General features: G+C 44.0%; 19 protein-coding genes. 15 read left to right on the forward strand and 4 right to left on the reverse strand.

Going from position 1 to position 21,231, the window contains the following annotated elements; all coding sequences use genetic code 11:
- Positions 1 to 27 precede the first annotated feature (27 nt).
- The 7 genes from MKY52_RS13015 to MKY52_RS13045 all read left to right on the forward strand — a co-directional run bounded on the left by MKY52_RS13015 (position 28) and on the right by MKY52_RS13045 (position 9,187).
- Positions 28 to 1,200, forward strand: coding sequence for a fused response regulator/phosphatase (locus tag MKY52_RS13015; protein WP_341053411.1), 1,173 nt, complete (start codon positions 28 to 30; stop codon positions 1,198 to 1,200).
- Positions 1,197 to 4,865: a response regulator gene (locus MKY52_RS13020; protein WP_341051644.1), complete on the forward strand. Its 3,669-nt coding sequence runs from the start codon at positions 1,197 to 1,199 to the stop codon at positions 4,863 to 4,865. The genes MKY52_RS13015 and MKY52_RS13020 overlap by 4 nt, the downstream gene beginning before the upstream one ends.
- 87 nt (positions 4,866 to 4,952) lie before the next feature.
- Complete coding sequence (locus MKY52_RS13025) at positions 4,953 to 5,819, forward strand: CheR family methyltransferase (RefSeq protein ID WP_341051645.1); 867 nt, start codon at positions 4,953 to 4,955, stop codon at positions 5,817 to 5,819.
- A gap of 21 nt (positions 5,820 to 5,840) precedes the next feature.
- Positions 5,841 to 7,511, forward strand: coding sequence for a response regulator (locus MKY52_RS13030; RefSeq protein ID WP_341051648.1), 1,671 nt, complete (start codon positions 5,841 to 5,843; stop codon positions 7,509 to 7,511).
- 99 nt (positions 7,512 to 7,610) lie between these two features.
- Positions 7,611 to 7,949, forward strand: coding sequence for an STAS domain-containing protein (locus tag MKY52_RS13035; protein ID WP_042131044.1), 339 nt, complete (start codon positions 7,611 to 7,613; stop codon positions 7,947 to 7,949).
- An 18-nt stretch (positions 7,950 to 7,967) separates the two neighbouring features.
- Positions 7,968 to 8,420 carry an anti-sigma B factor RsbW gene (gene rsbW, locus MKY52_RS13040; RefSeq protein ID WP_042191848.1) on the forward strand — a complete coding sequence of 151 codons (453 nt, stop codon included), beginning with the start codon at positions 7,968 to 7,970 and terminating at the stop codon, positions 8,418 to 8,420.
- Positions 8,417 to 9,187 carry a sigma-70 family RNA polymerase sigma factor gene (locus MKY52_RS13045; RefSeq protein WP_042131042.1) on the forward strand — a complete coding sequence of 257 codons (771 nt, stop codon included), beginning with the start codon at positions 8,417 to 8,419 and terminating at the stop codon, positions 9,185 to 9,187. The genes rsbW and MKY52_RS13045 overlap by 4 nt, the downstream gene beginning before the upstream one ends.
- Positions 9,188 to 9,393: 206 nt before the next feature.
- Here the strand turns inward: MKY52_RS13045 and MKY52_RS13050 are convergent, their stop codons facing one another.
- From MKY52_RS13050 to MKY52_RS13060, 3 genes are all read right to left on the reverse strand, one after another.
- Positions 9,394 to 9,726 carry a DUF5665 domain-containing protein gene (locus MKY52_RS13050; protein ID WP_234538930.1) on the reverse strand — a complete coding sequence of 111 codons (333 nt, stop codon included), beginning with the start codon at positions 9,724 to 9,726 and terminating at the stop codon, positions 9,394 to 9,396.
- Between the two features lie 148 nt (positions 9,727 to 9,874).
- A complete protein-coding gene (locus MKY52_RS13055; RefSeq protein WP_341051651.1) occupies positions 9,875 to 10,384 on the reverse strand; it encodes a YtxH domain-containing protein in 510 nt (169 codons plus the stop codon).
- Between the two features lie 106 nt (positions 10,385 to 10,490).
- On the reverse strand, positions 10,491 to 12,251 hold the full coding sequence (locus MKY52_RS13060; protein WP_341051653.1) for a glycoside hydrolase family 13 protein: 1,761 nt from the start codon (positions 12,249 to 12,251) through the stop codon (positions 10,491 to 10,493).
- A gap of 453 nt (positions 12,252 to 12,704) precedes the next feature.
- Between MKY52_RS13060 and MKY52_RS13065 the strand changes: the two genes are divergently transcribed.
- The 4 genes from MKY52_RS13065 to MKY52_RS13080 all read left to right on the forward strand — a co-directional run bounded on the left by MKY52_RS13065 (position 12,705) and on the right by MKY52_RS13080 (position 17,568).
- Positions 12,705 to 14,039, forward strand: a complete 1,335-nt coding sequence (locus tag MKY52_RS13065; RefSeq protein ID WP_341051656.1) for a sugar ABC transporter substrate-binding protein — start codon at positions 12,705 to 12,707, stop codon at positions 14,037 to 14,039.
- A gap of 19 nt (positions 14,040 to 14,058) precedes the next feature.
- The gene (locus tag MKY52_RS13070) at positions 14,059 to 15,366 is read left to right on the forward strand and encodes a sugar ABC transporter permease (RefSeq protein WP_341051657.1); all 1,308 of its coding nucleotides are present in this window, start codon (positions 14,059 to 14,061) and stop codon (positions 15,364 to 15,366) included.
- Positions 15,363 to 16,199 carry a sugar ABC transporter permease gene (locus tag MKY52_RS13075; protein ID WP_042131038.1) on the forward strand — a complete coding sequence of 279 codons (837 nt, stop codon included), beginning with the start codon at positions 15,363 to 15,365 and terminating at the stop codon, positions 16,197 to 16,199. Before MKY52_RS13070 ends, MKY52_RS13075 begins: the two co-directional genes overlap by 4 nt.
- A gap of 364 nt (positions 16,200 to 16,563) precedes the next feature.
- Complete coding sequence (locus tag MKY52_RS13080) at positions 16,564 to 17,568, forward strand: asparaginase (RefSeq protein WP_341051659.1); 1,005 nt, start codon at positions 16,564 to 16,566, stop codon at positions 17,566 to 17,568.
- A 77-nt stretch (positions 17,569 to 17,645) separates the two neighbouring features.
- On the opposite strand, the gene MKY52_RS13085 is transcribed toward MKY52_RS13080, so the two are convergent.
- Positions 17,646 to 17,870, reverse strand: a complete 225-nt coding sequence (locus tag MKY52_RS13085) for a DUF1128 domain-containing protein (RefSeq protein WP_042191840.1) — start codon at positions 17,868 to 17,870, stop codon at positions 17,646 to 17,648.
- Positions 17,871 to 18,014: 144 nt separating this feature from the next.
- On the opposite strand from MKY52_RS13085, the gene yyaC reads away from it, so the two are divergent.
- The 4 genes from yyaC (at position 18,015) to MKY52_RS13105 (ending at position 21,217) form a co-directional block, all read left to right on the forward strand.
- Complete coding sequence (yyaC, locus tag MKY52_RS13090) at positions 18,015 to 18,542, forward strand: spore protease YyaC (protein WP_341051661.1); 528 nt, start codon at positions 18,015 to 18,017, stop codon at positions 18,540 to 18,542.
- Between the two features lie 90 nt (positions 18,543 to 18,632).
- Complete coding sequence (locus MKY52_RS13095; protein ID WP_042191837.1) at positions 18,633 to 19,439, forward strand: alpha/beta fold hydrolase; 807 nt, start codon at positions 18,633 to 18,635, stop codon at positions 19,437 to 19,439.
- Between the two features lie 300 nt (positions 19,440 to 19,739).
- Entirely contained in the window at positions 19,740 to 20,411 is a 672-nt protein-coding gene (locus MKY52_RS13100) for a DUF6483 family protein (protein WP_341051663.1), read from the forward strand.
- The gene (locus tag MKY52_RS13105) at positions 20,411 to 21,217 is read left to right on the forward strand and encodes a PhzF family phenazine biosynthesis protein (protein ID WP_340972852.1); all 807 of its coding nucleotides are present in this window, start codon (positions 20,411 to 20,413) and stop codon (positions 21,215 to 21,217) included. Before MKY52_RS13100 ends, MKY52_RS13105 begins: the two co-directional genes overlap by 1 nt.
- The last annotated feature ends 14 nt before the right edge of the window (positions 21,218 to 21,231 follow it).

Raw genomic sequence — 21,231 nt, forward strand, 5'->3', positions numbered from 1 at the left:
TAATACTATTCGTGTGAGGTGAAGATGATGAGAATCTTAATCGTAGATGACAATCCGACTAATGTTATCATTATCCGTGAAATCCTGAAAAAAGAAGATTACCGAAATTTCGTAACCGCATCCTCTGCAAAAGAGATGCATACACGGTTGGGTATCGGTTCTGTGAGTGAAGATGGACGTCCTCGGATGTCAGATATCGATCTGATTTTACTGGATATGATGATGCCGGAAATGGATGGAATCGAGGCATGTCGTGTTGTACAGCAATACGAACACCTAAAGGATATTCCAATAATAATGGTTACAGCTGTTGGCGATTCCAAGAAGCTGGCAGAAGCACTGGATGCAGGTGCAGTAGATTATGTTACGAAACCCATTAACAAAGTGGAGCTCATGGCCCGAATTCGGCTTGCGCTCCGGTTGAAGCGAGAGAAAGATTGGCATAAGGAACGGGATCAGCGTATTCAGGAAGAATTGAGACTGGCCGCACTTGTTCAGAATGCTGTGTTGAGCTTGCCGCTTCAGGAAGAGAATTTTGAGGTCAATGCCATCTATCAGCCATCCTCTGAGCTTGCCGGTGATTTATATGCGTGGTACCCCCTTGGTGATGGCCGATATGGCGTGATCCTGCTGGACATTATGGGACACGGAATATCGTCATCTCTTTTTTGTATGTTTCTTGCTTCTGTGTTAAAGGACACGGTAACTACGTATGAAGAGCCGGAAAAGGTAATTCAGGAGCTCAATCGAAGGTTTAATCAGCTCTATATTGAGAAAAAGCTGATCCAATATTACTTTACGACCATTTATCTTGTGATAGATACCCGTATGAAACGTATTGACTACGTCAACGCCGGGCATCCACCTGCGCTATTTTTTGAAGGTGTGGCTAAGACTCCAGTCATGCTGGAAAGTAACTGTCACCCGGTAGGTTTGTTTGAACGGATTGATATTCAGCCACAGAGCTTAACCTATGAAGATGAAGGGCATCTAGTTCTTTATACAGATGGTCTATTGGAACTGGTTGAGGGCGAACAAGAAGAGCAGCTGAAATTTATGATTCAACATTTAAATGTTGAACATGAGTGGAACGAAGAAGCTATTCGAGCTGCTTTTTTCAATGTTGAGGTTCCTAAAGAGCGTGATGATGATAAGTGTATTGTGTGGATCTCACTGAAGAAGGGAACAGATAGAGAATGAAGATAAAGGCTAAACTCTTAATTGGCTTCAGTGCCATGTTAGCGATTATGCTTGCACTTACGATGATAGGATACGACCGCTTAAATTATATGAATAACCAACTGGAAGGGTATCAGGATAGATATATGAAGGGGCGGTCTTCTTCGGGGATGCGTGGAGAAGTCAATGATATGGCGCGAATATTGACCACGACCATGTTAAGTGCAGATGCATCATCGGTAGAATCTCAAAAGAATGAGATTGATAAAAAGATTACTAAAGCGAATGAGCACTACGAGAAAATAAAAGCGTCGATGACTAGCGCTGAAGAAATGCAAATGGTCAGTCAAATAGATGGCGCGTACACTACTTATTTAAATTATCAGGAAAAGGTATTGAAACTGCTATCGGCTGGTTATTTTCAGAATGCTAGCACGTATTCCAACACAGAGGGACAAGCGATTCAGAATGCCGTGTTAAACGCTCTGAACAGTCTCTCTGATTATAATGCTTTTATTATGAATGAAGAGAGTACGAAGGCCAACGAAGCTTATAAAAGTTCGACTCAGATGGTAGTTCTAATGATGATTATGGGCTTACTTCTCGGACTTGGAGTAGTTCTATGGATCATCCCAAGCATCACTCGGGGGCTTAATGTCGTTTCGATGATGATTACCAGCTTTGGCAACGGTAAAGTGAGGGCCATACGGCGTATAAAGGTTACTACTAAAGATGAAATTGGTGAGGTTGCTCTTGTCTTTAAAAAGATGGCTTTAGATCTTGAACAGAAGCAGCAAATGGAACAGGCCTATGCGCAAGCGCAGAATGACCAATCCTGGCTGAATGCGAATGTTGCTCGGGTGACGGAACTTTTGCGAGGTGTTAGCTCCTTGGATCAGGTCTCACAGACCTTCATCAATGAGTTTACCCCTGTGCTGGGAGCACAGTTCGGAGCTGTATATTTAAAAGATGCCAATCGTCCTGATTTTTTACGAAGCAGTGGATATTATGCAGTAGATAATGATAAGAAACCTAAGGACGGGTTTGTGATTGGTGAAGGGCTTGTAGGACAAAGTGCGCTCGATATGCACCCGATCAGACTGGAGAAAGCTCCTGAAGACTATTCATCCGTTAAGTCCGGATTCGTGGATGCACAACCTGGATATATTTCTATCCATCCGCTTATTTTTGAAGACGAACTGCTAGGCGTAGTAGAATTTGCTTCATTCCAACCTTTTAGCAGTTTGAAAAATGATTTGCTGCAACAACTCGCTAATAATTTAAGTATTATTTTTAATAATATTAGCCGTCGTTTGATCGTGGAGAAGTTGTTGCGTGATTCACAAGCTCTTACGGAAGAGCTGCAGTGTCAGTCGGAGGAATTACAGACTCAGCAAGAGGAATTGCGTCGTTCCAATGAGAACTTAGAAGAGCAGACGGATGCGCTTAAACGTTCGGAAGAACTACTCCAGCGTCAGCAGGAAGAACTGGAGCATTATAATACGGAACTTATTGCCAAGACCCGCGCTTTAGAGGAACAAGTGCAAGAGGTTGAAGAGAAGAAAGACGAAATTGAGCATGCAAAAATTCAATTAGAGAAACAGGCCAAGCAATTATCCGTTACTAGTAAATATAAATCAGAGTTCTTGGCGAATATGTCTCATGAATTGCGAACTCCGCTCAACAGTCTCTTGATTCTATCGCAGCTACTTACGGAGAATAAGGATGGCAACTTGTCAGAGAAACAGGTTGAATTTGCACATACGATTTATATGTCAGGTGCAGACTTGCTTAAGATGATTGATGAGATTTTGGACTTATCCAAGGTTGATGCTGGCAAAATGGAACTGAACCAAGAAGAAATTAAATTAACGGAGCTGAAGAGCTTTGTGAAGCAGAATTTTGCTCCGCAAGCGCTCAAAAAGGGACTTTCTTTAAGAATTACCTTTAACGAGCCGCTGCCAGATAGTGTCATTGCCGATGGTCATCGGTTGAAGCAGGTGCTAAGAAATCTGCTTTCTAATGCCTTTAAATTTACGATGGAAGGATTTATTGAGTTCTCGGTTAGCCAAGCAGATGACAATCTTATTCCGCTAGATCTGCCAAGTGAAGTTGAATATATTGCTATTGCTGTGAAGGATAGTGGAATTGGTATTCCGGCAGACAAAACTGATATTGTGTTCGAAGCCTTCCAACAGGTGGATGGAACTACCAGCCGTAAATTTGGAGGGACAGGCTTAGGCTTGTCTATTAGCCGTGAGTTAGCGCGTTTAATGGGTGGAGCTATTGTACTGGAATCCCGTGAGGGTCAAGGTAGTACCTTTACTATGTATTTGCCGGTTATAGGGAATTATAATAAGCAACCTTCAGTAATAGAAGCTGCTGCTTCTAGAGAGGTTGTAACCTTCGAAGAATATATCGGAGATATGACTCCAACCCTTGTACCAACACCAGTCCATGAACCTATTCCACAATTGATGATCGATGATGACCGTGATCATTTGACTGCAAATGATAAGGTTCTGCTTATTATAGAAGACGATGAGAGCTTTGCGAAAATATTGCTGGATATGGCTCATGGCCGCAATTTCAAAGGACTTGTAGCCCTTCAAGGCGATACTGGACTGCAGATGGCAAAGACTTATCTACCTGATGCGATTATTCTAGATATTCAGCTGCCTGTTATGGACGGTTGGACCATCCTTAGAGAGTTAAAAAGTGCATCACAGACCCGCCACATTCCTGTCCATGTCATCTCTGTGAATGATGAAGTGAAGCAGGGACTTATGATGGGGGCTATGGCTTATTTAAGAAAACCATCTTCTAGAGAGGCTCTAGAGCGGGCGTTCTCCCAAATCGAGAATTACACCTCCAGTACGTTGAAATACTTGCTGATTGTTGAGGATGATGAAATTCAACGACGTTCAATCATGGAATTGATCGGTCACGACGATGTGGCCATAACCGCAGTTTCAACTGGCGGGGAGGCACTGAGTGAGCTACGGAAGCAGAGATATGATTGTATGGTTCTGGATCTGATGCTTGAGGATATGACAGGTTTCGATCTGCTGGATCAAATTCGTGATGATGAGGAATTAAATGATCTACCTATTATTATTTATACGGGTAAGGATTTGGATGGCAAAGAAGAGACGCAGCTGCGCAAATATGCGGAATCAATTATTATCAAGGATGTACGTTCTCCAGAACGGTTATTGGATGAGACTACGCTGTTCTTGCACCGGGTAGAAGCAAATCTTCCGGAAGATAAACGTAAGATTCTGCAGAAGCTTCATAATAAAGAAGAATTGTTCGAAGGAAAGAAAATACTGCTCGTCGATGATGATATTCGCAATGTCTTTGCGCTCTCCAGTGTACTCGAAGAGTATCATATGGAAGTGAAGTTTGCGGAGAATGGACGCGAGGCGCTGGAAATGCTGGTAGAGCAAGAAGATTTCGATCTTGTATTAATGGATATGATGATGCCGGAGATGGACGGATATGAGGCTATGCGCCGGATCCGCGAGATGCCGCAGTATCAGAAACTCCCTATTATTGCGCTCACCGCCAAAGCTATGAAAGAGGATCGTGCCAAATGTATTGAAGCTGGAGCCTCCGACTATATGAAGAAGCCAATCGCAACAGGTCAACTTCTATCTTTAATGCGAGTCTGGCTGTATTCGTAACCTCAATATTGGGGTAATACTTTAAAAGAACTAACAAAAAGCCATTCTTCAAAAGTACGGCGTGTTGATAAGGGAGTCGGGATAACAATGAAAGCAATAGAACACGGAGATGAGGAGCAGCCCGTTCTGGCGGGAAGTGACGAACTGGAGCAAATTGAGATTGAGCTGCTTCTTGATGGAGTACACCGTTTATATGGCTATGATTTCCGGAATTATGCGTTGCCTTCATTAAAACGACGCATCTGGCATCATGTTCATGCGGAGAATGTACTCACCATATCCGCGCTGCAAGAGAAGGTTCTGCATGATCGGGCTTGTTTTGAACGATTTGTTTACAGTCTCTCTATTCCTGTTACTGAAATGTTCAGGGATCCAGGATTATTTCTAACTTTTCGCCAGAAGGTAGTTCCTTTGTTAAGAACCTATCCCTATATTCGTATCTGGCATGCCGGATGTTCCACTGGGGAGGAAGTTTATTCTATGGCCATCCTGCTACATGAAGAAGGGCTTTATGATAAAGCTCGAATTTATGCCACAGATATGAATGAGCGTTCTTTACAGCAGGCTAAGGAAGGCGTTTATGATATCAGCAGAATGAAGCAATACACAAAGAATTATTTGGAGGCAGGAGGTACTCGGGCATTTTCCGAATACTACACTGCGAAGTATAACTCAGTCATTTTACAACCGTATTTACGCAAAAATATTATTTTTGCTGAACATAATTTAGCTACTGACACTTCTTTTAATGAATTTAATGTTATTTTCTGCCGAAATGTAATGATTTATTTCAATGATGAGCTTCGTGATCATGTTCACGGGTTGTTTCATGAAAGTCTAAGTCGCTTTGGAATCCTTGTTCTGGGCTCTAAAGAGTCTATTCACTTTACGAAATATAGCGATTGCTATGAATCTTTAGACAGAGTGGAGAAAATATACCGTAACATAAAATAACGCATGAAGGAGGGTGGTCCTATGGGGTTTCAAGAACCAATTCATATACTACTAGTCGACGACCGTCCTGAAAACTTGCTGGCGCTGGAGGCGGTACTTGAGAGCCAGCATTATGAGCTAGTCAAAGCCACCTCCGGTGAAGAGGCACTGCGGTGTTTGTTAAGGTATGATTTTGCTGTCATCGTACTAGATGTACAGATGCCGGGTATGGATGGGATCGAAACCGCAAAATTGATCAAAGCCAGAGAAAAAACAAAGGATATCCCCATTATTTTTATCTCTGCGAACAGCAAGGAAGCGGAGCACTTATTCGCTGGTTATTCGGCAGGGGCTATTGATTATATGGTCAAGCCTTTCATTCCACAAATTTTGAACTCTAAGATACAAGGCTTTGTCGAAATGTACATCACGAGTAAGAAACATCAGACTCAAACCATGCTGCTGCAGCAAAAGACGAAAGAACTGGAAATTATTAATAGTGAGCTTATTAAGGCAAAAGAAGAGGCGGAGATTGCCTCTAAAGCAAAGTCGGAATTTCTTGCTATGATGAGTCATGAGATTCGTACACCTATGAACGGCGTAGTTGGCATGATCGATCTGTTAATGGAGACGGATCTTACTTCTGAGCAAAAGGAATATTCGGAGATCATTCGGAAAAGTGCCGACACGTTGATTACGGTAATTAACGACATTCTTGATTTTACTAAAATGGAATCCGGAAAAATGGAAGTTGAAGAGCACTTATTTGAACTTCGAAATTTAATTCAAGAGGTATTCAGCCTCTTCTCGATAGAAGCGGGAAAGAAGAACCTGGAGCTTGCTTATTTTATTGATCAGAAATTGCCTCGGCTTTTATATGGGGATATGGCTCGTTTACGCCAAGTTTTAATTAATCTGATCGCTAACGCAGTTAAATTCACAAATCAAGGTGGGGTCTATCTAGTCGCCTCGATCAAGAGCGTTGCGGATCATAAGATGGAAGTTGAATTCACAATTATGGATACGGGGATTGGTATTTCTCCAGAGAAATGTGACCGATTATTTGAGCCCTTTTCGCAGCTTGATTCTTCCATGACACGAAAATATGGGGGAACAGGTCTGGGACTAGCTATATGTAAATCTCTTGTCGGAATGATGGGCGGAGAAATTCGGGTAGAATCGATGGAGCAAAAAGGAGCCACGTTTATCTTTACGATTCAGGCATCTATGCCAGGAGAAGATTTGATAGGTGGATATCAAGAAGAGGAATCCACGCATCTTGTTCCCAATCAAGAGGGGAGAAGTAGAATCCTTGTTGTGGATGACCATCCGATTAATCAGCGTCTAATGGTCAGCATGCTGGATAAGCTGGGCTATGCGGCCGATATGGCTGAAGATGGTCAACAGGCTGTGGATATGGCGATTAAACATCCTTATGATTTTATCTTTATGGACCTTCAAATGCCAGTGATGGATGGCTTGGAGGCGACCGCTCAAATTCGTCGAGAGGGTGGTCCTGCTGCGGAGAAGACCGTTATCATTGCAATGACGGCGAACGTTATGGAAGGGATTCAGAATCGCTGTAAGGCCTCTGGAATGGATGATTACATCAGCAAACCGCTGAAGATGAGTAGTATAAAACAAATTATTTCTCGATATTCTAGCACCGACAATGTATTAGTAGAACCTGATATATCTATTTTCCAAGCGTAGTCTAGTATTTACCAATCCGTTTTTTTAACGTTATCTGATTCAAAGGTATATCATTAAGGTTATTAATATAGAAAATATTTGTTCAGGAGAGATCGTCTAATGAATACGCATAAAAGTAACAAGTTCCATGCTAAGACAGAAACCAAAGGGAATGTATGCACAGTTTTCCTGAGTGGTGAACTTGATTTATCAGTTGCTTCCGATTTCCGCCTGGTTATGGAGCCACTTGTGGGAGATACCAAACTAGATTTAGTTATTAATCTAAAAGAATTAAAATACATCGATAGCACAGGGATTGGTATTCTACTTTCCATCCTGAAATCAAGACAAGGAATGGACGTTAAGTTTATGGTTGAGGATGTTCCTCCACAAATTCAGAAGCTGTTTGACATGACTGGTATTTCCAAGTTTTTTGCCTCCCAAGAGAATTCCCACTAGGAAAGGATAGAACAAAGAATGAGTGATGATGTGCAAAAAGTAATTCTTCAGTTGCCTGCTAGCGCAGAGTATGTGGATATTGTTAGGTTGAATTTATACGGCATTGCCTCGAAAATGGGTTTCACCTATGAGGATATAGAAGACATGAAAGTGGCAGTGTCAGAGGCGTGTAACAATTCAGTATTATATGCTTATGGCCAAAAAGACGGAGTAGTAGATGTTATTTTTGAGGTAGAAGAAAGCTCCTTATCCATTACAGTCAAAGACGAAGGGGAGAGCTTTGACGGCTTGGACAAGTCTAATGAACGTATGACACTGCATGATAAGGAGTTAAGTGACGTTCAGGTTGGCGGGTTAGGGTTCTACTTAATGCAAGCGTTGATGGATGACGTTAGTGTCGTAAGTGAAGCCGGAAAAGGGACGGTGGTAACTTTGAAGAAGCACCTTAATTTTAGCGAGGAGAAAGTATGAGTGACAAAGTGACTCCCCCCGAGTCCATGAATGAAGCAGTCACTCAAATTTGGGAGTATCAGCAGACCAAGGATAACGATCAGGCGACGTTGCTGATACAGAAATATGAGCCTATGGTGAAAATGGCTGCTGGGAAAATTTCCCGTAATCGCCCCGACTTGTATGAGGATTTATATCAGGTCGGGCAAATGGCGCTCATCCGGTTACTGCAGCAATATGATATCAGTCTCGGAATCCCTTTTGAGCCCTATGCGATGAAAAGCATGATTGGACATATGAAGAATTATTTGCGTGATAAATCTTGGTACATACAGGTTCCTAGACGGATTAAAGAAAAAGGAGCGCTTGTTCAACACGCGATTGATGAACTTACAGTGAAGCTTGAGCGTTCTCCTGCGGTCGATGAGATCGCTCATTATCTTGATCTGTCTGTTGAAGAAACTGTAGAAGTACTGGCAGGCAGAGAATGTTACCATTACGTATCTCTAGATTCACCGCTTTCCCAAGAGGAGACTGGAGCTACGCTAGGGGAGCTTATCAGCTCTGATGCGAACGATTACGAGACTGTAGAGAAACGAATGGATCTGCAGCAAGCACTAGGACAATTGAAGGAGCAAGAGCAGCAAGTGTTGCTGCTAGCCTTCCAAGATGGTCAATCCCAGCGGGCAATCGCTCAGAAGCTGGGGGTTTCACAGATGAGCGTTTCACGGATACAGAAGCGGGCCACTGAGAAGTTAAAGCAGATTATGGCTAACTCATCCTATTGAGCTCCTTTATGTGTAATATACATTACTTGGATTTGAATTCTATTGTTCGACGATAAGGACATGCCTCTCTCCGTGTGGAGAATAGCATGTCCTTTATTTGTGTTCCGCAACGCGCTTACCCCGCTTGTCCGGCTAACCTTGAAGGATTAGACGGACAAGCGGGGTAAGGGGGAACGGTGATAGATGGGCGATAGGTAGCCCAGTTGTTAGCTGTTCGCATCGATGTATTTTTTGATCTCGCCAAGGTACTCACCGATCACGGGAACATCAAGAAATAGGCTAAGAATGTAGCCCAGAACACCAAGGACTACGAACGTTCCGAGAGATAGGCCGAGACCTCGGGATATACCGGCCATCAAGTTTGTGATAATTCTTTTTTTTGGATCTGAGTAGTTATCAAGGATGTCCTTAAATTCTGATTTTTCTAGTGAGTCAGCAATCTTATCCAGACGATTGTTTAAGCGTTTGACCTCATGCCGTAATTCGAAAGGATGTTCATCAATTTCATATGCTTTTGTTTGGCGATTTGATTCTCCCATGGCGCACCCCTGCTTTCTGTAGCCCGAACGGGCATTCATTAAGGATCTATTCAATCAGATGAAACTTTATTAGGGTATAACTAAACAACAGCCAGCTGCGGACAGCTGGCTGTTGTCGGATGAAATGATAGCTGTATTATGCCGCAGATTAGTAACTGGATTTATAGGAGGATTTAACATCCTCTTTCGCATCTTTAGCCTCATCGGCGACTTCTTTAGAGGATGCTTTGGCTTCGTCAGCCACTTCTTTAGAAGCGTCTTTAACATCAGAGGCTACATTATTTGAGGCTTCGCTTACAGTGTCACTAATTTTGCTGCCTGCGTCTTGAAGGGTAGCGGCAATTTGCTGCTTGCTGTCACTGACAGTAGTGTAAATATCAGAGGCTTTGACTGAAACCGTACTAGCCAGATCGGTTGCTTTTTCACCTACCGTTGTGGCAATGGCTTTGGTCTTATCAGTTACGACACCAGCAACTTCTTTGGTTTTGTCAGTAGCAAGCGTAAGTTTATCGGACAGATCACTGCGCATTTCACGACCAGGCTTTGGTGCAAATAACAGGGCTGCTGCAGCACCTATTAAGCTACCAATAAAGATGCCTTTGAAAAAGTTGCTTCCGTTTTCTACTTCATGCTCTACTTTATGTTCTACGTTACTCATCACCAATCACTCCTTATAAGTTATCTTACTTCGTATTTAAACTTTGACGTATAGGCTGAAACAATTGATGAGCAAGGCGTAGGTGGTGAGGGACTCTTATTAGGGACTATTTATTAACAGCTTGGAATACCGCATAGCCGAATTCGGGCAGATTCAGATGTAGTAATGATTTGCATTTTTCTGTTCGCTTCTGTGTCTCTAGGTTTACCCATATAGCTTCCATCCCGGGCACAGGAATGGTGGCGTCGACTAACATCTCTTCATTGTTGAGCGCGATTAAGAAGCGGTTATGTTCGTCCCACCGTTCATATACAAGCAGCCTTGGGTGGTCCGGGATCTCCAGCGATTTAAAGCCGCTACTACGGAATGCAGTATGTGACTTACGAAGACCGATCGTCCAGCGATAGTATTCGAACAGTTCCCTGTTCTGTTTCTGGATGTCCCACTCCATACATTTACGATTATCTGGGTCATATTTGCCTTCCATACCGATTTCATCGCCATAGTAAATACATGGTGCTCCCTGAAAGGTCATTTGGAACAAAACGGCCAGTTTTAATCTCCGGATGTCACCACCGCAAAGGGTCAGGAAACGAGTTGTGTCATGGCTGTCTAATAGATTAAAGGTGGCTTCTGTAATTTGCTGCGGGTAATTCGCTAGCATAGTAGCAATCGCTAGAGAGAATTGTGCAGCATTGATTTGTCCGTGAGCGAAGAAATTAATCTGAATATTGGTTAGTGGGTAATTCATAACGGCGTCAAATTGATCGCCAAGTAGCCACGGCAAGGAATCATGCATAATTTCGCCTACAAGATAGGCTTCTGGATTAATGCTTTTGATCGTATTACGGAATTGTCGCCAGAACGTATGAGAGACTTCATTCGCGACATCAAGCCGCCAGCCGTCTACACCGATTTCCTCAATCCAATAACGACCAACGTTCAACAGATAATCTCTGACTTCAGGATTCTCAGTGTTGAATTTTGGCATGATAGGCTCGAATGCAAATGTGTCATAGGTGGGAATTCCGTCGATGACTTGTGGTGGCCACTCACGCACATGAAACCAATCGGCATAACGGGAAGAGCGCCCGTTGGTGAGCAGATCAACAAATGGTGGAAAGGTATAGCCGCAATGATTAAAGACACCGTCTAGAATGACGCGGATACCTTTGGAATGACAGGTGTCCACAAGTTCTTTTAGCAATGCGTTGGTTCCCAAATGAGGGTCCACCAAGAAATAATCCTTTATATCATATTTATGATTGGTGGTTGCCTCAAACAGAGGATTGAAATAGATAGCAGTAATGCCCAATTCACAGAGATAATCCAAATGATCCAGTACACCTTGCAAGTCTCCTCCGAAGAAATTCCGGGGACTCGGAGTACCGCCCCAATCTAGCACATCTGCCGGATCGTTAGTAGGGTCGCCATTTGCGAAACGCTCCGGAAAAATTTGATAGAATACTGCTTCCTTCACCCATGCTGGAGGGGAGTGTACATCTTCACGGTTCAAGAAAGGAAAGTCGAATAGGCCCTCATATATTATGACTGGAGGCTCTGAGAAGAAGCCTTTTTCCAAAAAATAAAGGACCTCATCTTTGTTATAAAGTGCAAAATAGTAAGTGAGTCTGCGATAAACAGGACGGACTGCAGCCTGCCAATAATCGAATAAGCTGTCAGAAGCCATGTGCTGCATGGGAATAACCTCATGGGTATTGTCCCAACCGTATTTATCTCCGCAAAAAAGATCAATCTTTGACACGTTATCCCGTTTAGTTCTTATGCGAATATGCAGTGTAGACTCATCGTAGGCATATGACCAATTCTGCCCCATGCGATGATAAACGGCTTCTTGTTGAATCATAATCAATTTCCATCCCTTCGCGGCATGTAAACGCAAAAAAGGGCCAACCTCATGATAATCAGAGGTTGAACCCTTGGCGGTTTCATTGCCTTTAAATTTTGTCTGAATCTTATCATACCCCTCAAGATTAAAGCAAGAGATTATTTCACATGAATTCACAATATGGAATATTTAGTATGTAGTTGAAAAAAGGAGAGAATATAAGGAAAAATAAGAAAATTGCTATTAAATCGTCTCATTTGGATCTATACTCTGATTGCAATCCAAATTATGGGTATTATAGAATGAGGGCGAACGAACTTGATTTTTCTTAATACGCAAACAAATTAAAGGCACTGTTACCTAAAAGGTACAACCTCGGCACTTTGTGCAAATGAGGTTGTACCTTTTTTGCATGCTCTTTTTCTATGCGTGTTAGGTCTGATCACTTATGAATAAAGGGGAGATGAGCAAATGAAGAAGAGTAAACGATCTAAAATGCAAGCGGTATCATTTAGTTTGACCCTAAGTCTGTTGTTGGCATTGACCGTTACGGCTTGCGGTTCAGGCAATGGGAACTCTACGGCTCAGCCGAATTCAAGCCCGAATTCCACAGTGAACGAGCCGGGGGGAACTACAAATGAGACGAATCCCGCCGAAGAGGAGCTGAAACCGGAAGCTGGGGCCGAATTAACGGTCTGGGAAGCCAAGGAGCAGGTTGAGTACATGAAGCAGGTAGCCGCTGAATTCGAAAAAGAATACGGCGTTCCTGTCACGGTTGAGGAAATGGCGGGCGGCGATCAGGGAACAAGGTTGGCGACAGATGGCCCGTCCAAACTAGCCGCCGATGTGTTGACTCTCCCGCATGATCAGATCGGTCAGGCTGTCAAAGCGGGATTGCTTTTGCCAAATGATGTGTTTGAGGAAGAAACGAAATCAACTATGGTGGAGACAGCTATTCAGGCATCGACTTATGACGGTATCCTGTACGGTTATCCTAAATCGGTGGAGACCTATGCGCTGTTCTACAACAAGGATCTGATAACCGAAGCTCCAAAAACCTGGGATGATGTGATCGCTTTTGCCAATACGTACAATAAGCCGAAAGAGAACAAATTTGCGATCATGTGGGAATTCGTCGGGTATTACAGCTATCCATTCATTGGCAGCTTCGGCGGATACATTTACGGTGACAACAATACGAATGTCAAGGATATCGGCTTGAATAATGAAGGCACCGTCAAAGGATTTACTTTTCTCCAGAGCTTAAAAGGAATTCTGCCATTGAATGCAGGAGATATCACCTATGACGTTAAAACCCAATTGTTTCAGGAAGGCAAGCTGGCAATGAACATCGACGGGCCATGGTCCATAGCCGTGTTCAAGGATCATATCAACCTTGGAGTGGCACCTCTTCCGAAGGGACCTGACGGTCAAGACAGCATTTCTTTTTCCGGAGTTAAATCGTATTATGTCAATTCCTATACGGTATATCCGGTCGCAGCTCGCCTGTTCGCACATTTTGCAAGCAGCAAGGAGAATCAGCTCAAGAACTTTGAAATGACGGGTGCGATTCCTGCGAACATTGAAGCCGGAGAAGCGCCGGTAATCAAAGATGATCCGATTATAAGTGGATTCTTCGAGCAATTCCAACACTCCGTGCCGATGCCTTCCCTATCGGAAATCAAATCCGTCTGGGAACCGCTAAAGGCAGCATTTGTATCCCTGTGGAACGATCCGGGTCTTGATGTTAAGCAGACGCTCGATAAGACTGTATCAACGATTCAGGCCGATCTGGATTCGAAGTAAAGGACAGGTGATTTGAGCTATGCACAAAAAAACAGGTGCAGCGCTACTCTCGGCTATTATTCCGGGACTGGGCCAGTTCTTCAATCGACAGTGGCTGAAAGGATTAGTATTCCTGCTGGTGGGGTCTGCTGGAATCTATTTTATTGCTCATGATCTAATGGGGTATTTGCGGGGGTTGATCACACTTGGTGAATTTCCAAGCCGTATGGTCAAGGTAGGTAAATTAACCCGGATGGTAGAGGGCGATCACTCCATTTTTATGATGATCAATGGTCTGATGTCATTGCTGGCGCTGCTGTTTTATACAGCTTTTCATTTACTGAATATCAGGGATGCCTTTCTAGTTGGAGCTGCGCGGGAACGGAATGAGCCCATTCATTCATTCGGTGAATCGCTCAGACATATGGGGCGTAGAAACTTCGCCTATCTTGTACTAGCGATTCCTTTTGTGGCAGTGGTTTTTCTGACGATATTGCCGCTTGTTTTTTCGGTGCTACTGGCGTTTACGAACTATGCCGACCCGATTTTACCGCCTGCGCATCTAGTAGAATGGGTGGGGTTCGGTAATTTTAATAAAATGCTAAGTTTGGATGTATGGAGTTCAACCTTCGGCGGAGTGCTGACTTGGACACTGATCTGGGCGATTATTGCTACTGCGACGACTTACATTGGAGGTGTGCTCATCGCTGTACTTATTCACCAGCCCCGTGTTCGGTGGAAAAAGCTTTGGCGTACACTGCTGATCGTTCCCTTTGCTATTCCTAATATGATTTCTCTGCTCGTCATGCGTAATATGTTCAATAATCAGTTCGGACCGATCAATAGTTATGTAAGAGCTTTGGGATTGGAGGGGGTGGCCTGGCTGACTAATCCTTTCTGGGCAAAGGTCACCGTAATTCTGGCTAATATGTGGATCGGAATTCCGGTTACTATGATTCTGGCCTTTGGGGTACTGACCACGATTCCAAGGGATATGTACGAAGCTGCTGAAGTAGACGGAGCTGGGGCATTCTACAAATTCCGCATGGTTACACTGCCTATGGTGCTGTTCGCGACCGCTCCAATCCTGATCATGCAGTTTGCCGGTAACATTAATAGCTTTAACGTCATTTACCTGATGACCAACGGAGAACCGGTTAATCCGAATTACCAGTACGCGGGCCATACCGATCTGCTGGTGACTTGGCTCTACAAACTGGCGCTTAACCAATCGCAATACAGCTTTGCTTCCGTAATCGGGATTGTCATCTTCCTGCTGGTCGCGACCTTCTCCATCTGGAGCTACCGCCGAACGCGATCCTACAAAGAGGAGGATATGATTGCATGAAGCCAAAACTGACAGAAGCGTTTAAAACGATTGGAAGCCATTTGCTACTGATTGTGCTCAGTTTTATTAGTCTTTTTCCAGCGTTTTGGATTATTATGTCTTCATTCAAGACGGGAAACAGTTTGTTCAGCGACTCGTTGATTCCTAAAAATTTCACGTTCATTCATTACAAGGAACTGTTTGAGCAAACTAAATATTTGATTTGGTTCATGAATACACTAAAGGTTGCAGCGCTGTCTACGCTACTTGGCACTTTTCTGCTGCTGTTGACTTCGTATGCCATCTCTCGCTATCGGTTCACGGGCAGAAAAACGACACTGACCGCGCTTCTAGTTCTGCAAATGTTTCCGGGATTCATGGCTATGATTGCAGTTTATGTGCTGCTGAACACGCTTGGGCTACTGAATTCCCATTGGGCACTTGTGCTTGTATACAGCAGTGGCGCCATTATCACCAATGTGTTTGTGGCTAAAGGTTTTTTTGATACTATTCCTAAAAGTCTGGAAGATGCTGCGCGGATGGACGGGGCGAGTCATATGAAAGTTTTTCTATCTATAATGATCCCGCTGTCCAAACCGATGCTTACCTATGCCAGTCTTATGATATTTAATGGCTGCTTTGTGGATTTCATATTCGCGGACCTTGTATTGCGTACGGAAGAGACGAGAACGCTCGCTGTCGGGCTTTTCCGGATGGTGAATCAAAGCAATTCGACCGAATTCACATTGTTCGCCGCCGGAGCTGTGCTGGTTGCTCTCCCGGTCACGCTACTGTTCATTTTCCTTCAGCGTTTCCTGGTGGACGGTCTGACCGCGGGTGCAAGTAAGGGTTAATTCGATTTGCGCTCCCACTCTACAGCAGTACTGAATTCTATAAAAACCACTTCCTTTTCAGAAGAGCAAGAATCTGAGGCGGAAGTGGTTTTTTAATTTAAAAGCTTCATTTATGTTCCTGTCATTCAGGATTTATTGCTGATGGAATTGTTTTTGTGTGGTTTCTAAAATCTTCTTGGTGTGGAGAGGATTGAAGAATGATGAAAATAGGAGTAGAATTCCTCATGGAACTAACACTTAAGGGAGTTTGTGATGTACAAAAAATCCCCGGAGCACGGGGTTATTTTCTAGCATTTATTAAATGTAGAATCCTAATAAATCCTTGTGAGTTATAGAGCAGCAAAGAGAAAAGAGGAGAGTTACCATGGAAACAGTATTAGTACGAGAATATCGGTCAGATTTGCTGGAATGTGTCCATAGCGGACATATTGCTATCGTAGGAGAAAACGGGAACGTAAAGGGCTATGCAGGTGATCCTGAGTTTGTATCCTTTACCCGTTCTGCGGCCAAGCCACTTCAGGCTATCCCAGGCATTCGTGGAGGAATCGTGGAGCATTATGGTTTTACACCCGCAGAGGTTGCCCTAATGACTGCTTCTCACCGAGGAGAGAGCTACCATGTTGCCGCGCTAGAGAGTATTTCCACCAAGATTGGAATCGATGAGCAACAAATGATATGTGCCACTAGCTATCCACTGGATTATACGAGTAGAGAGAATGCCATTCGCGGCGCGGGCAAAAGAAAGTTCTATCATAACTGTGCGGGCAAGCACATGGGGATTTTATCGTATAGTAAGCTCAAAGGACTACCACTTGAAGAATACTCTCAGCCGGAGCAAACGGTTCAGCGTGAAATTATAGATACGATTGCTTATATGGCTGGTGTAGCACCAGACAGTATTGGTCTAGGTACGGATGGATGCGGTCTGCCGGTATTTGCCATGCCTTTGACAGCCTTGGCGACTGCGTATTTGAAATTAGCCAATCCTGATTTAATTGCTGACGAGGCAACTCGTAGAGCGGTCACTACGATCACTGCGGCCATGAATGCTCATCCGGAGATGGTTTCTGGGTCTGGACGCCTTGATTCAATCCTTTTGGAAGATGAAAATATTATTGCTAAGGGTGGATTTAAAGGCGTATATTGCTTCGGGTTGCGCCGCGAGCGACTGGGCATTGCCTTCAAGATTCTGGATGGATCAGAAGAAGAGTGGGGACTTATTGTACAGGGGATTTTAAATCAGATTGGATACACTCAGAAAAATACTTTGGAAAAGCTGCGTAATACATTTTCAGGTGTGATCTACAATGATGGTGGTACACGGGTAGGTCATGCAGATACAGAATTTCAGCTTCATTTCATGAAATAGGAACTTAAAAAGGAGCCCCTCGCTGCGCATCCATCTCGGATTCGCAGCGAGGGGCTCCTTTTGTAAACGAAGAACAATTATTTCTGACGTAGACGGCCGAGTTCGGAGACGAGCGCTTCTACCTGAGAAATACTGAGTCTATCGCTGCCCATGGCTACCTCATAGACATCGAAGATATCTTCATATTTATCTACTGAAAAAGCGGAGGCTTGCATTGCAGCAGCACTTGCCATCTTCAGTTTGTTCTTGATGGCCTCGATCATATATTCAACATTTTCCTGACTAGGTTGTGTTAAATCCATAGGGTTATTAACATCCTTTCTGTACACTGATTCATGTATTTTACCATGATTGTGAGCTTGATCACCATTTTTTTGTCGAGCTCACAGAAATCATGTTAAATTAAAGGCATGAAATCAAAAATATCATCGAAGGGAGGAAAGGTATTGGCAATTAGAGAACAGGGAAGCGGTAAACGAAGCAAAATGGACGATGTAGGATTGGTGTCCTTTTTTATGGATATTGCAGCGCTGCATTCAGCTAAGAAAGTTACCTTTCTGTGTATCGGAACGGATCGATCTACAGGTGATGCTCTCGGTCCACTAACAGGCAGCAAACTTCTGGAATATGGCTTTCCGCACGTAATCGGTACGTTGCCATCTCCTTGCGATGCAGATAATTTGGTGGCCAGAGTCGCTGAGATTCCATCTGAGCATATCATTATTGCTGTGGATGCTTGCCTAGGACCTCCAATAGCTCTTGGATATTACTTCGTTTCGAATGAGCCGCTTCAGCCAGCACAATCGGTGGGGGTATGCCTTCCTGCAGTGGGGCATTATAGCTTGGCGGCGATTGTAGATATCAACGGTCCCAAGCCCTATCGGACGCTGCAGACGACTCCACTACATAGAGTTATGGTTATGGCTGAACAAATTGCCGCCGCAGCAGCAAAAGGGTTTGGAATTGGGCGTTAAGAATAGGATGCCGGTTTCAAGGAGAGCTGTTTTGCTTAATAATAGATATTAGTTAATATATCTTAGTATTTTGGAAAGAGGGAAGCAGCCATGGAAAGAGTACGTTGTGACGGAAGCAATATTTGCTACAGTGATCAGGGGAAAGGCGAGGTTATTGTATTACTGCATGGCTTTTGTGGAAGTGCTGAATACTGGGAACAAATCATTCCCATCTTAAGCAGCGACTACCGAGTGATTGCTCCCGATTTACGTGGTCATGGAGCTTCAGAGGCTCCACTAGGCCCCTATACTATTGAACAAATGGCAGACGATGTTCTGGGCTTGTTAGATACACTAGAAATTTCTGAATGCACCATGCTGGGACATTCTCTTGGTGGGTATATTACACTTTCGTTCGCGCAGCGGTATGCCTCTCGATTGAAGGGCTTCGGATTAATCCATTCTACTGCATATCCGGATAGTGAAGAAGCTCGGGAGAATCGATTGAAAAGTGTCAGCAGGATTCAAAATGAAGGCATTACTCCTTTTGTGGATAGCTTCGTCCCAGGAATTTTTGCTAAAGCAACCGCTTCTGCATCACCGCAGCTGCTGGAGCGAGCTAAAGAAATTGGTTACAAAACGCCTCCACAAGGAGCAGCGGGAGCTGCACTGGCGATGCGCGAGCGTCCGGATCGGCGTGATGTGATCACAGCTACCACGTTGCCGGTACTACTTGTTGCTGGCGAGCAGGATGAACTGATTCCTGCGGAGCGCACCTTTACTTCGGATAAACCAAATATAACGCAAGCTACGATTTCTGGAGCGGGCCACATGAGCCTCTTTGAAGCTCCTGAACGGTTAGCTGAGGTTATCAAGGAATTCACCCAAGCTACGGTTAGTATTAACAGCCATTCGTGATCGCTGAAATAATAATTCAAAAAGAGGCAGCTCCGCGTCAAAGTAACGCGTGGGCTGCCTCTTTTTTAGGAGCCTATTGAAACTTGCGGATTCCCAATCCGGCAAAGATAGCTATGGTTGTTACGCCGCCAATGAGGAAAGGCATTTAATGTCAATAAGTAGAAGGATTCTAGTCATTATTTTTCCCGGAATTGCTTTAGTGGCATAGCGTAGTGCAATGGTTTAAGATAAATGAATAAAACACATATAATACCTAGATACAAAAGCTTCACAGTTACAGTATGGAAAAGGGGGAAGTTCATGTTCCGAAGAGACTATATTGTCCGAATGATCGAAGATATGACGGCGATGGTTGCCAAGGTTCTAACGCTGAAGCAAGAGCGAAAGACAACGGAAGCCTTATGGGAAATTGATGAGCTATTGAACCGACATTTTCCGCTGAACTCACGTCTTTTAAATTCACTATCTGTAGAAGATATTATAGATATGTTCCGGTTTAACGGTGTATTGGAGTCAGATAAGCTTCAAGGTGTAGCTAGGCTGCTTAAGGAAGAGGGCAGCATTTATGCTGCAAATGGCGATCATGACGCGGCACTATTCAGAAGTATGAGATCGCTGCATTTATATTTGTACGCAGATTTGCGCGGCGCTGATCGAGAAATGCTGCAGATGACGGAGGATATTAATGAACTTCTGGAGGAAGTCAAAGCGTATCGGCTTCCAGCCAAGACGGAACGGCTGCTTCTAGATTATATGGAGTCAATCGGACATTATAGTAAAGCGGAGGACAGTCTGTATCGACTATGGGAGCAGGGAGAAGATGTCTCACTGGAAGGTGATGAATTGTACAGACGGCTGCTGCTTAAATCGCCAGAAGAATTGGAACAAGGCTCGCTTCCTATCCATGAAGTGGAACAAGGATGGAAAGAGTGGCGCCGGATCACAGAAGTTCGGAGGGAGTCGGAAGCCTAATGAATACCCCTTTATTTATTATCGATGCCTTTGCAGGAAAAGCATATTCAGGAAACCCGGCAGCAGTATGCTTGCTGAAGCATCCAGTCGACGAGGCATTTATGCTTAAGACAGCAGCAGAAATGAACTTGTCAGAGACGGCATTTCTCTGGCCGGAGAATGATGGATATCGTCTGCGCTGGTTCACGCCCAAGGTTGAGGTTAATTTATGTGGCCATGCTACTCTAGCGAGTGCACATATATTATGGGAGGTGGGATTGCTGGATCCAGAGGTGGAAGCTAGATTTTATACACGCAGTGGGTTGCTTAGAGCTTCTCGTGCGGATGACCTCATCTCACTGTACTTCCCGCCTTATGAGCTTAAGTCTTCTCCTACAATTCCGGCTCTTATAGAAGCACTTGGTATTACAGAAGCAAATGTGGTAGAAACTATGCTCTATGCTGACAATGTACTTGTACGGCTCGATCAGGAATCCCTAGTTCGCGAACTTAGTCCAGACTTCGGGGCTTTATCCCGGCTTGAAGAGCGAGCCTTTGCGGTTACTGCAGAAAGCTCCATCGAAGGCATTGATTGTGTGTCACGGTTCTTTGCACCGAAGATGGGGGTAAATGAGGATCCGGTCACAGGCTCAGCGCATACTGCGCTAGCACCTTTCTGGGCTAGTCGACTTAACCGTACGCAGTTGACCGCTTATCAAGCTTCCGAACGAGGAGGCTTACTTCAACTTGAGGTAAGCAAAGATCAGATTAAGATGTCTGGCCGGGCAATAACTATTGTTAGTGGAGAGCTGCATGTGAAGCCCTGATAGGCTACCTCTTG

Origin of the sequence: Paenibacillus sp. FSL P4-0184 (assembly GCF_038004625.1) — a bacterium.
Lineage (GTDB): Bacteria > Bacillota > Bacilli > Paenibacillales > Paenibacillaceae > Paenibacillus_AQ.

Excerpts from the sequence above, each read along its gene's own strand:
- MKY52_RS13020 (WP_341051644.1), top strand. The coding sequence starts at position 1,197 with ATGAAGATAAAGGCTAAACTCTTAATTGGCTTCAGTGCCATGTTAGCG.
- MKY52_RS13070 (WP_341051657.1), top strand. The coding sequence starts at position 14,059 with ATGCACAAAAAAACAGGTGCAGCGCTACTCTCGGCTATTATTCCGGGA.
- MKY52_RS13100 (WP_341051663.1), top strand. The coding sequence starts at position 19,740 with ATGTTCCGAAGAGACTATATTGTCCGAATGATCGAAGATATGACGGCG.
- MKY52_RS13085 (WP_042191840.1), bottom strand. The coding sequence starts at position 17,870 with ATGGATTTAACACAACCTAGTCAGGAAAATGTTGAATATATGATCGAG.
- MKY52_RS13030 (WP_341051648.1), top strand. The coding sequence starts at position 5,841 with ATGGGGTTTCAAGAACCAATTCATATACTACTAGTCGACGACCGTCCT.
- MKY52_RS13105 (WP_340972852.1), top strand. The coding sequence starts at position 20,411 with ATGAATACCCCTTTATTTATTATCGATGCCTTTGCAGGAAAAGCATAT.
- MKY52_RS13080 (WP_341051659.1), top strand. The coding sequence starts at position 16,564 with ATGGAAACAGTATTAGTACGAGAATATCGGTCAGATTTGCTGGAATGT.
- MKY52_RS13035 (WP_042131044.1), top strand. The coding sequence starts at position 7,611 with ATGAATACGCATAAAAGTAACAAGTTCCATGCTAAGACAGAAACCAAA.
- MKY52_RS13095 (WP_042191837.1), top strand. The coding sequence starts at position 18,633 with ATGGAAAGAGTACGTTGTGACGGAAGCAATATTTGCTACAGTGATCAG.
- MKY52_RS13065 (WP_341051656.1), top strand. The coding sequence starts at position 12,705 with ATGAAGAAGAGTAAACGATCTAAAATGCAAGCGGTATCATTTAGTTTG.
- MKY52_RS13025 (WP_341051645.1), top strand. The coding sequence starts at position 4,953 with ATGAAAGCAATAGAACACGGAGATGAGGAGCAGCCCGTTCTGGCGGGA.
- MKY52_RS13015 (WP_341053411.1), top strand. The coding sequence starts at position 28 with ATGAGAATCTTAATCGTAGATGACAATCCGACTAATGTTATCATTATC.
- MKY52_RS13055 (WP_341051651.1), bottom strand. The coding sequence starts at position 10,384 with ATGAGTAACGTAGAACATAAAGTAGAGCATGAAGTAGAAAACGGAAGC.
- MKY52_RS13045 (WP_042131042.1), top strand. The coding sequence starts at position 8,417 with ATGAGTGACAAAGTGACTCCCCCCGAGTCCATGAATGAAGCAGTCACT.
- MKY52_RS13075 (WP_042131038.1), top strand. The coding sequence starts at position 15,363 with ATGAAGCCAAAACTGACAGAAGCGTTTAAAACGATTGGAAGCCATTTG.
- rsbW (WP_042191848.1), top strand. The coding sequence starts at position 7,968 with ATGAGTGATGATGTGCAAAAAGTAATTCTTCAGTTGCCTGCTAGCGCA.
- MKY52_RS13050 (WP_234538930.1), bottom strand. The coding sequence starts at position 9,726 with ATGGGAGAATCAAATCGCCAAACAAAAGCATATGAAATTGATGAACAT.
- MKY52_RS13060 (WP_341051653.1), bottom strand. The coding sequence starts at position 12,251 with ATGATTCAACAAGAAGCCGTTTATCATCGCATGGGGCAGAATTGGTCA.